Raw genomic sequence first — 16260 nt, 5'->3', positions numbered from 1 at the left:
CGGAGTAGAGACATGAACAGCACCAACGAGAAGGTTGTCGAAGCACTCCGTGCCGCGATGAAGGAAGCCGAGCGGCTGCGGCGGCAGAACCGGCAACTGGTCACCGCCGCCACCGAACCCATCGCCATCGTGAGCATGAGCTGCCGGTACCCCGGCGAGGTGGCCTCGCCCGAGGACCTGTGGCAGCTCGTCGCCTCCGGCACGGACGCCATCTCCGGCTTCCCCACCGACCGCGGCTGGGACCTGCGGGCCCTGCACACCAGCGAGGTCGACGACCGGGGCACCAGCGTCAGCCAGCGCGGCGGGTTCCTCGGCTCCGTCGCCGACTTCGACCCCGGCTTCTTCGGCATCTCGCCCCGCGAGGCGGTCACCATCGACCCCCAGCAGCGGCTGCTGCTGGAGACCGGATGGGAGGCCTTCGAACGGGCCGGCATCGACGCGAACGGGCTGCGCGGCAGCAAGACCGGTGTCTTCGTCGGCACCAACGGCCAGGACTACGCCTATCTGACCGTCCGGTCGCTGGACGACGCGACCGGCGACGTCGGCACCGGCATCGCCGCGAGCGCCGCCTCCGGCCGGCTCTCCTACGCACTCGGCCTGGAGGGCCCCGCCGTCACCGTCGACACCGCGTGCTCGTCGTCGCTGGTCGCCCTGCACCTGGCCGTGCAGGCCCTGCGCAACGCCGACTGCTCGCTGGCGCTCGTCGGCGGCGTCAACGTGATGTCCACCCCCGGCTCGCTGGTGGAGTTCAGCCGCCAGGGCGGCCTCGCCCGCGACGGCCGCTGCAAGGCGTTCTCCGACGCGGCCGACGGCACCGGCTGGTCCGAGGGTGTCGGCGTGCTGCTCCTGGAGCGGCTCTCCGACGCCCAGCGCAACGGCCACCCCGTGCTGGCCGTGGTGCGCGGCTCCGCCGTCAACCAGGACGGCGCCTCCAACGGCTTCACCGCGCCCAACGGCCCCGCCCAGCAGCGGGTCATCCGGCAGGCCCTGGAGCGTGCCGGGCTGTCCCCGGCGGACGTCGACGCGGTGGAGGCCCACGGCACGGGCACCCCGCTCGGCGACCCCATCGAGGCGCAGAGCCTGCTCGCCACCTACGGCCAGGACCGCGAACACCCCCTGCTGCTGGGGACGATCAAGTCGAACATCGGTCACTCCCAGGCCGCCGCCGGTGTCGCCGGTGTCATCAAGATGGTCATGGCCATGCGGCACGGCGTCCTGCCCAAGACGCTGCACGCCGACACGCCCTCCTCCCACGTGGACTGGTCGGCGGGCGACGTCTCGCTGCTGACCGAGGCCCGGGAATGGCCCGAGGCGGGCCACCCCCGGCGGGCCGGTGTGTCGTCCTTCGGCGTCAGCGGCACCAACGCGCACGTGATCATCGAGCAGGCGCCGGCGGACACCACCGGCCCCGAGCCGCGCGACGAGCCCGTCCGGCGGCCGGGCGCCGTCCCGTGGGTGCTCTCCGGCCGGACCGTCCAGGCGCTGCGCGACCAGGTGACGGCCCTGCTCTCCCGCCTGGAGAGCGAACCCCGGCCCGCCGCGCCGGACGTGGCGCTGGCCCTGGCCACCTCCAGGGCGGCCTTCGAACACCGGCTGGCCGTCGTGGCGGACGACGGTGACGGTCTGCGCGCCGCCCTGACCGCCTGGGCCGAGCACGGCACCGCCCCCCAAGCCGTGGAGGGCGTCGCCGCGGGCCGGGCGAAGTCCGCGGCGCTGTTCTCGGGCCAGGGCTCGCAGCGGCTCGGCATGGGCCGGGAGCTGTACGGCTCCTTCCCCGTCTTCGCCGAAGCGCTGGACGCGGTGCTCGCCGAGCTGGACCCCCTGCTGGAGAGCCCCCTGCGGGAGGTGCTGTGGGGCGACGACGCCGCGGCGCTGAACGCGACGGGCCACACGCAGCCCGCGCTCTTCGCGCTCGAGGTCGCGCTGTACCGCCTCGTCGAGTCATGGGGCGTCACCCCGGACTTCGTGGCCGGTCACTCCATCGGTGAGATCGCCGCCGCGCACGTCGCGGGGGTCTTCTCCCTGGGTGACGCCTGCCGTCTGGTGGCCGCCCGTGGCCGTCTGATGCAGGCCCTGCCCGCCGGCGGCGCCATGGTCGCCGTCCGGGCCACCGAGGACGAGATACGGCCGCTGCTGACCGAGACGGTGTCGATCTCCGCGGTCAACGGCCCGTCGTCCGTGGTGATCGCGGGGGAGGAGGCCGCGGTCCTCGACCTCGCCGGCCGTCTCGCCGCCGACGGCCGCAAGACATCCCGGCTGTCGGTCTCGCACGCCTTCCACTCACCGCTCATGGAACCGATGCTGGACGACTTCCGCACGGTCGTCGCCGGTCTGGCCTTCACCGAACCGGCGATCCCCGTCGTCTCCACCCTCACCGGCCGCCCGGCCAAGGCGGGGGAGCTGGGCGACCCCGAGTACTGGGTGCGCCACGCCCGGGAAGCCGTGCGGTTCGCCGACGCCGTGCGGGCGCTCACCGCCGAAGGCGTGGGAACCCTCTGGGAAGTGGGGCCGGACGGCGTGCTGTCCGCCATGGCCCAGGAGTCGGCCCCGGCCGGCACCCGCACCGTGCCGGTCCTGCGCAAGGACCGCCCCGAGGAGAACGCCGCCGTCACCGCCCTGGCCGGGCTCCACACGGCCGGCGTGCGGGTGGACTGGCGGGCGTTCTTCGCCGGCACCGGCGCCCGCCGGGTGGACCTGCCCACGTACGCCTTCCAGCACGAACGGTTCTGGCCGCAGGTGTCGACGGCCGCCGGCGACGCCGCCGGGCTCGGCCTGACCCCCGCGAAGCACCCGCTGCTGGGCGCGACGATGGTGATGGCGGGCTCCGACGAACTGGTGCTCACCGGCACCCTGTCGCTGCGCACCCACCCCTGGCTGGCCGACCACGTCGTCAGCGGCATGGTCTTCTTCCCCGGCACCGGCTTCCTGGAACTCGCGATCCGGGCCGCCGACGAGGTCGGCTGCGCGTCCGTCGAGGACCTGACCCTCGTGGCCCCGCTGATCCTGCCCGAACACGGCACCACCCAGGTGCAGATCCAGGTGGGCGGCGCGGACGACGACGGCCGCCGGGAGCTGCGCTTCCACTCGCGCCCCGCCGACGCCCCCGACCAGGACTGGTCCCTGCACGCCACCGGCACCCTCGCCAAGGACGAACGGACACTGCACTTCGACGGCGCCCAGTGGCCGCCGCGCGGCGCCGACCCCGTCGACCTGGACGGCCTGTACGAGCGCTACGCCGAAACGGGCCTGGACTACGGCCCGGTGTTCCGGGGCCTGCGCGCCGTCTGGCGGCGCGGCACGGAACTGTTCGCCGAGGTCGCCCTCGACCAGCGGGTCAAGGATGCCGACGCCTTCGGCCTCCACCCCGCCCTGCTCGACGCGGTGCTGCACTCGACCGTCTTCGCCAGCGACGACGGCGACCAGCGGGGCCTGCTGCCCTTCTCCTGGAGCGGGGTCTCCCTGCACGCCTCCGGCGCCTCGGTGCTCCGGGTCAAAATCACCAACTGTGGCCCGGACGCCGTCGAACTGATCGCCGTCGACGCCGAGGGCGCCCCCGTCATCTCGGTGACCTCGCTGACCCTGCGCTCCGCCGCCCCCCAGGCGGCGGCCGCGGCCACCCGCCGCGACGAGCTGAACTCCCTGTTCCACCTGGACTGGATACCCCAGACGCCCCAGGTGACGGCATCCGGCACCGCCCCCACCGGCTGGGCGGTCCTCGGCGACGACACCCTCGCCCTGGCCGACGCCCTGGAGTCCGCCGGCATCACCCCGCTCCACGCCGCCACCCTCACCGCACTGGACACCACGGCGGAGACCGTCGTCGTCCCCGTCACCGGCGACCCCACCCGCGTCCCCGCATCCGTGCACGAGCTGACCCACCGGGTACTGGGCCTCCTCCAGGAGTGGCAGGCCGACGAGCGGTTCGCCCGCTCCCGGCTGCTGATCGTGACCCGGGGCGCCGTCGCGACCGGCGACGAGAGCGTCACCGACGTCGCCGCCGCACCCGTCTGGGGCCTGGTGCGGTCCGCGCAGGCGGAGAACCCCGGCCGCCTCCTCCTCGTCGACCTCGACGAGACGGCGGACTCCGCCGCCCTGCTCCCCGCCCTGCCGGGCCTGCTGGAAGCCGACGAGCCGCAGGCCGTCGTCCGCGCCGGCACCGTACGCGTCGGCCGTCTCGCCCGCCTCGCGTCCTCCGGCGCCCTCGTCCCCCCGGCGGGCACCCCGTGGCGGCTGGGCAGCACCGCCAAGGGCAGCCTCGACGGGCTGGCCCTCATCCCCTGCCCCGAGGTCCTCCAGCCGCTGACCGGCCGCCAGGTACGCGTCGACGTACGGGCCGCCGGCGTCAACTTCCGCGACGTCCTCAACGCGCTCGGCATGTACCCCGGCGAGGCCGGGCTCTTCGGCTCCGAAGCCGCCGGAGTCGTCACCGCCACCGGCCCCGACGTCACCGGCCTGCGCCCCGGCGACCGCGTCATGGGCATGCTGTTCGGCGGCTTCGGCCCCCAGGGCGTCGTCGACGAACGGCTCCTCACCCCCGTCCCCGACGGCTGGTCGTGGGAGACCGCCGCCTCCGTGCCGCTGGTGTTCCTCACCGCCTACTACGCCATGGTCGACCTCGCCGGGCTGCGCCCCGGCGAGAAGGTCCTCGTCCACGCGGGCGCGGGCGGCGTGGGCATGGCCACCGTCCAACTGGCCCGCCACCTGGGCGCGGAGGTCTTCGCCACCGCCAGTGAGGGCAAGTGGGACGTCCTGCGCTCGCTCGGCGTCGCCGACGACCACATCGCCTCCTCACGCACCACCGACTTCGAGCACGCCTTCGCCGCCGTCACCGACGGCAGCGGCGTCGACGTCGTCCTCAACGCCCTGTCGGGCGAGTTCGTGGACGCGTCGCTGCGCCTGCTGGCGCCCGGCGGCCGCTTCCTGGAGATGGGCAAGACCGACATCCGCGACGCCGGCACCCTCCCGGGTGTCGACTACCGGTCCTTCGACCTCGGCTTCGCCGACCCGGACCGCATCGGGCAGATGCTGACCGAACTGGTCGGCCTGTTCGACCGGGGCGCCCTGCGGCCGCTGCCCATGAAGACATGGGACGTGCGCCGCGCCAAGGACGCGTTCCGGTACATGAGCCTCGCCAGGCACGTCGGCAAGATCGTGCTGACCAACCCCGTCGCCTGGGACCCGGACGGCACGGTCCTGATCACCGGCGGCACCGGAGGTCTCGCCGCCGAACTCGCCCGCCACCTGGTCACCGAGCGTTCCGTACGCCATCTGCTGCTGGTCAGCCGCCGGGGCCCGAACGCCCCGGGAGCGGCGGAACTCAGTGCGGAGCTGACGGCCCACGGCGCCGAGGTGACCGTCCTCGCCGCCGACATCGCCGACCGCACCGCCGTGGCGGACCTGCTCGGCCGGATCCCGGCCGCACACCCGCTCACCGCCGTCGTGCACACCGCCGGCGTCCTCGACGACGGAGTCATCGCCTCGCTCACCCCCGAGCGGCTCGACACGGTCCTGCGCCCGAAGGTCGACGCCGCCTGGCACCTGCACGAGCTGACCCGCGACCTGGACCTCGCGGCCTTCGTCCTGTACTCCTCGACGGCCGGCGTCATGGGCAGCCCCGGACAGGGCAACTACGCCGCCGGCAACACCTTCCTCGACGCCCTGGCCCACCACCGGCACCACCAGGGCCTGCCCGCGACCTCCCTCGCCTGGGGGGCGTGGGAGCAGGGCGCCGGCATGACCAGCACCCTCGACGACCGCGACGTACGCCGCATCAGCGGCGGCGGCCTGCCGCCCCTGTCGGTGGAGCTGGGCCTCGCCCTGTTCGACGCCGCCACCACGACCGACGAGGCACTGGTCGTCCCGCTCCCCATCGGCTCCGGCCCCGGCGCGCTGCCCTCGGCGGACGGCCTGCCGGCCCTCCTGCGCGGACTCGTCACGACCGGCCGCCGCGCGGTGGCGAGCAGCGCCGCGCGCGCCTCCCGCAAGGACCTGGTCCAGCAGCTCGCCGGCCTCGGCGAGGAGGAGCGCCTGCGGTTCCTCGTCGACCTCGTGCGGGCCGAGGCCGCCGTCGTCCTCGCGCACCCCTCACCGGAGGCCATCGCCGCCGAACGGGAGTTCCGCCAGCTCGGCTTCGACTCGCTGACCGCGATCGAACTCCGCAACCGGCTGCAGACCACTACCGGCATCACCCTCTCCGCCACCCTCGTCTTCGACTACCCCACCCCCAAGAGGCTCGCGGAGTACCTGCGAGACGAAGTGGTGGGCGCGGACACCGAAGCGACCGGCGACACCCCCGCGCCCAGGGCCGCGGCCACCGACGAACCGATCGCCATCGTCGGCATGAGCTGCCGGTTCCCCGGCGGCGTGGACTCCCCGGAGGCCCTGTGGGACCTCCTGGCGGCCGACGGCGACGCGATCTCCTCGTTCCCCGGCGACCGCGACTGGGACCAGCACGCCATCGGCGGCGGTGACCTCACCGGCGCGGGCGGCTTCCTGCGCGGCGCGGCGGACTTCGACGCCTCCTTCTTCGGCATCTCCCCCCGCGAGGCCCTGGCCATGGACCCGCAGCAGCGTCTGCTGCTGGAGGTGTCGTGGGAAGCCGTCGAGCGCTCCGGGCTCGACCCGGCGGCACTGCGCGGCAGCCGCACCGGCGTCTTCGTCGGCGTGAGCGGCCAGGACTACTCCAGCCTCATCATGCGCTCCACCGACGACGTGGAAGGCCACGCCACCACGGGCCTCGCGGTCAGCGTCGCCTCCGGCCGGCTGTCCTACACCCTCGGCCTCGAAGGCCCGGCGGTCTCGGTCGACACGGCCTGTTCCTCGTCGCTGGTGTCCCTGCACCTCGCCGCGCAGGCCCTGCGCAGCGGCGAGTGCACGCTCGCCCTGGCGGGCGGTGTGACGGTGATGTCCACCGCGATGGGCTTCACCGGCTTCTCCCGCATGGGCGGACTGGCCAACGACGGCCGGTGCCGGGCGTTCTCCGACGACGCCAACGGCACCGGCTGGTCCGAAGGCGTCGGCATGCTGGTCGTCGAGCGCCTGTCGGACGCGCGAGCCAACGGCCACCGGATCCTCGCCGTGGTGCGGGGCTCCGCGGTCAACCAGGACGGCGCGTCGAACGGGCTGACGGCGCCGAACGGTCCGTCGCAGCAGCGAGTGATCCGCCAGGCCCTGGCCAGCGGCGGCCTTTCGCCCGCCGACATCGACGCCGTCGAGGCGCACGGCACGGGCACCCCGCTCGGCGACCCGATCGAGGCGCAGGCACTGCTCGCGACCTACGGGCGGGACCGGGACGCGGAGCGTCCGCTGTGGCTGGGTTCGGTGAAGTCGAACCTCGGTCACACGCAGGCCGCGGCCGGTGTCGCGGGTGTCATCAAGATGGTGATGGCGATGCGGCACGGTGTGCTGCCGCGCACCCTGCACGTGAGCGAGCCCTCGACGCACGTCGACTGGTCGGCGGGCGCCGTGGAGCTGCTGACGGAGACGACGGCCTGGCCGGAGGGCCGGGTGCGCCGGGCGGGGGTGTCGTCGTTCGGTATCAGCGGGACGAACGCCCACGTCATCGTCGAGCAGGCACCGCGGGACGCGGCCCCGGCGGAGGACCCGGACGTGGTGCCGGGCGTCGTGCCATGGGTGGTGTCGGCCAAGTCCGAGGCCGCGCTGGACGCCCAGCTCGACCGGATGCGGTCGTTCGCGGCCGACGGCGCGGGCGAGGCCACCCCGGTGGACGTCGGCTTCTCGCTGGCGACGGCACGCTCGGCGTTCGACCACCGTGCGGTGTTGTTGTCCTCGGCCGAGGGTGTGGTCGAGGCGGCGCGTGGTGTGGCGGTCGATCGTCCGCTGGCGGTGTTGTTCTCGGGTCAGGGTTCGCAGCGGCTGGGGATGGGCCGGGAGCTGTACGCGCGCTTCCCGGTGTTCGCGGAAGCGTTGGACGCGGTGTTGGCGGAGCTGGAGCCGCTGGTCGAGGGCTCGCTGCGGGAGGTGATGTGGGGCGACGTTGCCGCTCTGCTGAACGAGACCGGTTACACGCAGCCGGCGTTGTTCGCGGTCGAGGTGGCGTTGTTCCGGTTGGTGCGGTCGTGGGGTGTGAGGCCGGACTTCGTGGCCGGTCACTCCATCGGTGAGATCGCCGCCGCGCACGTCGCCGGGGTGTTCTCGCTGTCGGACGCCTGCCGGCTGGTCGCGGCGCGTGCTGGTTTGATGCAGGCGCTGCCCGCCGGTGGTGCGATGGTGGCGGTCCAGGCGACCGAGGCCGAGGTGCTGCCGTACCTCACCGACGAGGTGTCGGTCGCGGCGGTCAACGGTCCGTCGTCGGTGGTCATCGCCGGTGCGGAGTCCGATGTGCTGGACATCGCGGGCCGGTTGTCGGCGGAGGGGCGTAAGACGTCACGCCTGCCGGTGTCGCACGCGTTCCACTCGCCGCTGATGGAGCCGATGCTGGACGACTTCCGGACGGTCGTCGAAGGTCTGTCCTTCGCGGCACCGTCCGTCCCGGTGGTCTCCAACCTCACCGGCGACCTCGCCACCCCCGATGAGCTGTGCTCGGCCGAGTACTGGGTGCGGCACGTCCGTGAGACCGTCCGTTTCGCCGACGGCATGCGCGCCCTGGCCGGTGAAGGCGTCGGCACCTTCCTGGAGTTGGGCCCGGACGGGGTCCTCTCGGCGATGGCCGCCGAGTCGGTGCCGGAGGGCGCCGTGACCGTGCCGGTCCTGCGCAAGGACCGGCCCGAGGAGACCGCCGCCGTCACCGCCCTGGCCCGCCTGCACGTGACGGGCCTCGCGGCCGACTGGCAGGCGTTCTTCGCCGGGACCGCCGCCCGCCGGGTGGACCTGCCCACCTACGCCTTCCAGCGCGAGCGCTACTGGCCGCGACTGGCCGACGCCACCGTGGCGACCGGTACGGACGCCGTGGACGCGGAGTTCTGGTCCGCCGTGGAGCGGGCGGACGTCGCCTCCCTCGCGTCGAGCCTGGAGATCGACGGCGACTCGCTCGAAGCCGTACTGCCCGCGCTGACGTCATGGCGCACGCGCCGTCGCGTGCAGTCGGCGGTCGACTCCTGGCGCTACCACGAGGTGTGGCGGCCGCTCACCGGCACGCCCCGGGCCGAGCCCGCCGGGGCGTGGCTGGTGCTCACCCCGGCCGGTGCCACCGACGAGGCATGGCTCGCGTCGGCGGTCACCGCGCTCGGTCCCGACACGGTCCGCCTCGACGTCGACGGCGAGGACCGCGCGCGCCTGGCCGAGCGCCTCGCCGGACTCGCCGAGCAGGCGGAGTTCACGGGTGTGGTGTCCCTGCTGGCGCTCGACGAGACGTGCGACGCCTCGGGTGTTCCCGCCGGTCTGCTCGCCACCACCGTCCTGGTCCAGGCGCTGAACGACGCCCGGATCACGGCCCCGCTGTGGGCCGTGACCCGGGGCGCGGTGTCCGTGGGCCGCTCGGAGGGGCCCACCGGCCTCGCACAGTCCGCGGTGTGGGGGCTCGGCCGGGTCGCCGCGCTGGAGTACCCCGGGCAGTGGGGCGGGCTGATCGACCTGCCGCAGACGCTCGACGAGCGGTCCGCGCGGCGCTTCGCCGCCGTCCTGGCGGGCGTCGACGCGGAGGACCAGATCGCGGTCCGGGACTCGGGCACGTTCGGCCGCCGGCTGGTGCCCGCGCCGAGCGGTGGACAGCAGGAGCGCTGGGAGCCCTCGGGCACCGTGCTGATCACCGGCGGTACCGGTGCGCTGGGCGGGCACGTGGCCCGCTGGCTGGCCCGGCACGGCGCGCGCCACCTGCTGCTGCTGAGCCGCAGGGGCCTCGCGGCGCCCGGCGCGCCGGAGCTGCGGGACGAACTGACCGCGCTCGGCGCCGAGGTCACCGTCACCGCCTGCGACGTCGCCGACCGGGCCGCCCTCGCGGCCGTACTCGCGGCCGTACCGCGGGAGTTCCCGCTGACCGCGGTGGTGCACGCGGCCGGTGCGCTGGACGACGGGGTGCTGGACGGGCTCACCCCCGAGCGGTTCGCATCGGTGTTCCGCTCCAAGGTCACCTCCGCGTTGCTGCTGGACGAGCTGACCCGTGAGCTGGACCTGTCGGTGTTCGCCCTGTTCTCCTCGATCGCCGGTGCCGTCGGCAACCCCGGCCAGGCGAACTACGCCGCCGCCAACGCGGTCCTGGACGCGCTCGCCGAACGACGGCGCGCGGCCGGACTCCCGGCGACGTCGATCGCCTGGGGGGCCTGGGCGGGCGACGGCATGGCCGACCGGGCGGATGTGCGGACGGGCGGTGCCGTCCTGGACCCCGAATCCGCGACCACGGCACTGTCCCAGGTGGTGGCCGAACCGGCAGCGTCGGTGGTGCTCGCGGACCTGCGGCAGCCACGCGTCCTCCAGGCGCTGCTGAGCCTGCGGCCGAGCGCGCTGCTCGACGAGCTGCCCGAGGCACTCCGGGCGGCGGAGGCGGTGCGTACGGCCAACCGCGACAGCGCTTCGGCGGTGTCGACCCTGCGGGAGCGGCTGACGCACGGGACCGGTGCCGAGCGTCTGGCCCTGGTGCTCTCCCTGGTGCGCGCCCGGGCCGCCGCCGTCCTCGGACACTCCGGTGCCGAGGCCATCAGCGGCGACAAGGCGTTCCGGGACTTCGGCTTCGACTCGCTCACGGCCGTGGAGCTGCGCAACCAGCTCATGGGCGCGACCGGCCTGTCCCTGCCCACCAGCCTCGTCTTCGACTACCCCACCCCCCGAGCCCTCGCCGAACACCTCGTGGCCGAGCTGGTGGGGGAGGAGCGGGCGGCCCCGGCGGCTCCCGTCGCGCCCGCCGCCCCGCCCACGGACGACCCGATCGTGATCGTCGGCATGGCGTGCCGCTTCCCCGGCGGGGTGTATTCGCCCCGGGAACTGTGGGAGCTGCTCGTCGAAGGCCGCGACGGCATCGCGGAATTCCCCTCGGACCGCGACTGGGACCTCGACCTCCTCGCCGGCGGCGGGCAGGGCGCCAGCGCGACCGGCAAGGGCGGCTTCCTGTACGACGCGGCGGAGTTCGACGCGGACTTCTTCGGCATCTCGCCCCGCGAGGCGGTGGCGATGGACCCGCAGCAGCGGCTGCTGCTGGAGGTGTCCTGGGAGGCCTTCGAGCACGTCGGGATCGACCCGGCGACACTGCGCGGCAGCCAGACCGGTGTCTTCGTCGGCACCAACGGACAGGACTACGCCAACCTCGTACTGAAGGCCCGCGACGACGTGGAGGGCCACGCCGGCACCGGCCTGGCGGCCAGCGTCATCTCGGGCAGGCTGTCCTACACGTTCGGCTTCGAGGGCCCCGCGGTGACCGTGGACACCGCGTGCTCGTCGTCCCTGGTGTCCCTCCACTGGGCCGCGCAGGCACTGCGCGGCGGCGAGTGCTCGCTCGCCCTGGCCGGCGGCGTCACCCTGATGGCGACCTCGACGAGCTTCGCCGGCTTCAGCCGCCAGGGCGGGCTGTCTCCGGACGGCCAGGTCAAGGCGTTCTCCGACGACGCGGACGGCACCGCGTGGTCGGAAGGCATCGGCATGCTGGTGGTGGAGCGGCTCTCCGACGCCCGCCGCAACGGGCACCCGGTGCTCGCGGTGGTGCGGGGCTCCGCGGTCAACCAGGACGGCGCGTCCAACGGGCTGACCGCCCCCAACGGCCCCTCGCAGCAGCGGGTCATCCGCCAGGCCCTGGCCGGCGGCGGACTGTCCCCGGCCGATGTCGACGTCGTCGAGGCGCACGGCACGGGCACCAAGCTGGGTGACCCGATCGAGGCGCAGGCGCTGCTGGCCACCTACGGGCGGGACCGGGACGCGGAGCGTCCGCTGTTCCTCGGTTCGGTGAAGTCGAACCTCGGTCACACGCAGGCCGCGGCCGGTGTGGCCGGTGTCATCAAGATGGTGATGGCGATGCGGCACGGTGTGCTGCCGCGCACCCTGCACGTCAGCGAGCCCTCGACACAGGTGGACTGGTCGGCGGGTGCGGTGGAACTGCTGACGGAGACGACGGCCTGGCCCGAGTCGGGCCGTGCGCGCCGCGCCGGTGTCTCCTCGTTCGGCATCAGCGGCACCAACGCGCACGTGGTCCTGGAACAGGCACCGGCCGCCGAACCGCCGGTGGCCCGGGGGCCGGTGGCGGTCCCGGACGTGGTGCCGTGGGTGGTGTCGGGCCGGACCGAGGCGGCGTTGGACGCCCAACTGGACCGGCTGCGGTCCCACGCGGCCGACGACACCGCGGCGTCCGCGCTCGACATCGGGTACTCGCTCGCGGCGGGCCGCTCGGTGTTCGAGCACCGGGCGGTGCTCCTGTCCTCCGCCGACGGGGTCGTCGAGACGGCACGGGGCCTGGCGGCCGGTGAGCGCACGCCGGCGCTGCTGTTCTCGGGTCAGGGTGCCCAGCGCCTGGGCATGGGGCGGGAGCTGTACACGCGCTTCCCGGTGTTCGCGGCGGCGCTCGACGAGGCCCTCGCGGAGCTGGAACCGCTGCTGGACCGGTCGTTGCGTGCGGTGATGTGGGGTGACGACGCCGCTTCGCTGAACGACACCGGTCACGCCCAGCCCGCGTTGTTCGCGGTCGAGGTCGCGCTGTTCCGGCTGGTCGAATCCCTCGGGGTCACCCCGGGCTTCGTGGCCGGCCACTCCGTCGGAGAGATCGCGGCGGCCCACGCGGCGGGTGTCCTCTCGCTGCGGGACGCGGCACACCTGGTGGCCGCCCGTGCCCGTCTGATGCGGGCACTGCCCGAGGGCGGGGCGATGGTGGCCCTCCAGGCGACCGAGGCCGAGGTGCTGCCGCTGCTGACCGAGCAGGTGTCGATCGCCGCGGTCAACGGCCCGAACGCCCTGGTCGTCTCGGGCGAGCGGGACGCGGTAGGGGAGATCGCGGCCAAGCTGTCGGCCGATGGCCGCAAGACGTCACGGCTGTCGGTGTCGCACGCCTTCCACTCGCCGCTGATGGATCCGATGCTGGACGACTTCCGCACGGTGGTCGAAGGTCTGACGTTCCACGCGCCGTCGGTGCCGGTGGTCTCCAACCTCACCGGCCAGGTGGCTTCGGCCGACGAGCTGTGCTCGCCGGAGTACTGGGTGCGGCACGTCCGCGAAACCGTCCGCTTCGCCGACGGGGTACGCACCCTGACCGGCGCGGGGGCGAGCGTTCTGCTGGAGCTCGGGCCCGACGGGGTCCTCTCGGCGATGGCCGCCGAATCGGTGCCGGACGGCACCGTCGTCGTGCCCGTCCTGCGCAAGGACCGGCCCGAGGAGACCGCGGCCGTCACCGCCCTGGCCCGGCTGCACGTCGAAGGCGTCACGATCGACTGGGCGGCGCACTTCGCGGACACCGCGGCCCGCCGGGTGGACCTGCCCACGTACGCCTTCCAGCGCGAACGCTACTGGCCGCGCGCGTCGCACGCCGCGGGTGACGCCTCGGGCCTGGGCCTGGCCTCCGCCCAGCACCCGCTGCTGGGCGCCGCGGTGGTCATGGCCGGGTCGGACGAGGTGGTGCTGACCGGGCGGCTGTCGGCCGCCACGCACCCGTGGCTCGCGGATTGCCGCGTGGGCGGTGCGGTGACGCTGCCGGGCGGCGCCTTCGCGGAACTCGCGGTCCGCGCCGGGGACGAGGTCGGCTGCGACCTGGTGGCGGACCTCACGGTCCTGACCCCGCTGGTGCTGCCCGAACAGGGCGCCGCACAGCTCCAGGTACGTATCGGTACCGCCGATGACGGCGGTAGGCGCACGCTGGGCGTGTACGCCCGCCCGGAGGGCGCCGCGGGCGCGCCGTGGACCCGGCACGCCACCGGTGCGCTCACCGGCGGCGCTGACACCGCGACCGCCGGATTCGACGCGGCCACCTGGCCGCCCACGGGCGCCGAGCGGGTGGACCTGGCCGGCTACTACGAGGAGGCGGCCGAGGACGGCGTCGACCACGGGCCGGTGTTCCAAGGACTGGACGCGGTGTGGCGCCGCGAGGGCGAGGTGTTCGCCGAGGTCGCGCTGCCCGAGCGGGTCACGGACGCGGCGGCGTTCGCCGTGCACCCCGCACTGCTCGAAGCCGTGGCCCAGGCCGCCGGTTTCGCACTGCCGGCGGGGACGGGCAACGGCCTGGTGGCCGCCTCGTTCAGCGGACTGTCGGTGCACGCCGCGGCCGCGTCACACGCCCGGGTGCGGCTGACCGCCACCGGCGCCGACACGGTGACGTGCGTCGCGCTCGACCCCGGGGGCGCCCCGGTGTTCTCCGCGAAGTCGCTGGTCCTGCGCCCGGCCGAGACCGGGGGGATAGCTGCCGCCGCGGGCGTTGCCACGCTGCGCGTCGAGTGGCTCGACGCACCGGCCACCCACACACCGGCGGCCGGTGCCGAGGGCCCGTGGGCCGTCGTCGGCGCCGACCCGTTCGGCCTGGGCGACGCCCTGGAGTCGGACGGCGCACGGTCCGTACGCCGGGCGGAGACACTGGCGCGGCTTCTCGACGGCGACGGGGCCGTCCCGGGCACGGTGGTGGTGTCCGTCGCCGGCGCCCCCGCCGATGCCTCCGGGGCGCTGCCCGCCTCGGTGCGGGCCGTGGCGTCCCATGTCCTCGGGGTGCTGCGGGAGTGGCGGGCCGACCGGCGGCTGGCGGACTCGCGGCTGGTGTTCGTGACCCGTGGCGCCGTCGCCGTGGGGGACGGGGCCGTGACCGACCCGGCCGCGGCCGCGGCATGGGGCCTGGTGCGGGCCGCCCAGGCCGAGAGCCCCGGCGGCTTCCTGCTCGTCGACCTCGACGACGTGCTCGTACCGTCCCTCGTCCCGGCCCTCCTGGCCGCGGACGAGGACCAGTTGGCGGTGCGGGACAAGACCGTCCGGGTCGCGCGGCTGGTCCGCGTGCCCCAGGAGGACGTGCCCCGGGCACGGGCCTGGGACCCGGACGGCACGGTGCTCGTCACCGGCGGTACGGGGGGCTTGGGCGGCGAGCTGGCCCGCCACCTCGTCGCCGAGAAGGGCGTGCGGCATCTGCTGCTGGCCGGCCGGCGCGGGCCGGAGGCACCCGGGGCCGAGCGACTGGCGGCGGAACTGACGGCCGCCGGAGCCACGGTCACCGTCGCCGCCTGCGACCTCGCCGACCGCGGCGACCTGGCCGCGCTACTCGCCTCGGTCCCCGCCGGGCACCCGCTGACGGCGGTCGTGCACACCCCCGGTGCACACGAGGCCGGTGCGGACGACGACGGCACGCTTGACGACGGCACGCTCGACTCGCTGACCCCCGAGCGGCTGGGCCTGGCCCTGTGCCCGAAGGCGGACGCGGCGTGGAACCTGCACGAGGCGACCCGCGAGCTGGAGCTGTCGGCGTTCGTCCTGTGCACCTCCGTCGCGGGCGTGCTGGGCGGCCCCGGCCGGGCCGGTTTTGCCGCGGCCGACGCGTTCCTGAACGCGCTGGCCCAGTACCGCGCGAACCGGGGACTCGCCGCGACGTGCGTGGCGTGGGACCCCCGGCCCGAAGACGTTGAGGCCAACGGGGACAGCGCGGCCGGCGGCGCGACGGGTACCCCGGCCGCGGCGGACGGCGGGCGGACGGCCCGTACCGCGCTGCCGCCGCTGACGCTCGATCAGGGCCTGGCGTTCTTCGGCACGGCCGTCGATCTCGACGAGGCTCTGGTGGTCTCCCTAGGGCTGTCGGCTGAGGGGACCGCTCGATCGGCCGGTGAGATACCGTCGATTCTCCGAGGGCTGGTACGGACCCGTCGCCGCACCGCGGCACCCGGAGGACGGCCGGCCGGTCTGCTCCAGCGCTTGGAAGGGGTACGCGAGAACGAGCGGGCGCAGCTGCTGGCGGAGCTGGTGCGGACCGAGGTCGCCGCCGTACTGGGGCACCCCACACCGGACACGATCGTGGCCGGCCAGGAGTTCCGCCGGCTGGGCTTCGACTCCCTGACGGCGGTGGAGCTGCGCGACCGGCTGAACGCCGCGACGGGGCTGAAACTGCCCACCACCTTGGTCTTCGACCACCCCACTCCGCTGGCCGTCTCCGAGTACCTCGCGACGGCCCTGCTGGGCGACCCCGCCCCGGCCACCGCACTGTCCCCGCTGGCCGAACTCGACCGGCTGGAGACGGCGCTGTCGGCGGGCGACCCCGACGAGGTCACGAAGTCCGGAGTCGTGGTGCGGCTGCGGCAGTTGCTGGACCGGCTGAGTGAAACCGGCACGGAGACCGGGGGACTCGCGGTGACGGAACGCATCGAGGCGGCGAGTACCGACGAGGTGTTCGCCTTCATTGACAACGAGCTCGGCCGGATGAATGACCGCTGA

General features: G+C 74.6%; 1 protein-coding gene. It reads left to right on the top strand.

Going from position 1 to position 16260, the window contains the following annotated elements:
* The first annotated feature begins 12 nt into the window (after nt 1-12).
* Complete coding sequence (locus ACZ6MA_RS06625) at nt 13-16260, top strand: type I polyketide synthase (RefSeq protein ID WP_469431609.1); 16248 nt, start codon at nt 13-15, stop codon at nt 16258-16260.

It is taken from the genome of Streptomyces sp. NPDC042259 (assembly GCF_055582085.1).
Note: the sequence above shows the minus strand (reverse complement) of the source record. Positions and strands in the feature narration are given on the sequence as shown.

Excerpts from the sequence above, each read along its gene's own strand:
- ACZ6MA_RS06625 (WP_469431609.1), top strand. The coding sequence starts at position 13 with ATGAACAGCACCAACGAGAAGGTTGTCGAAGCACTCCGTGCCGCGATG.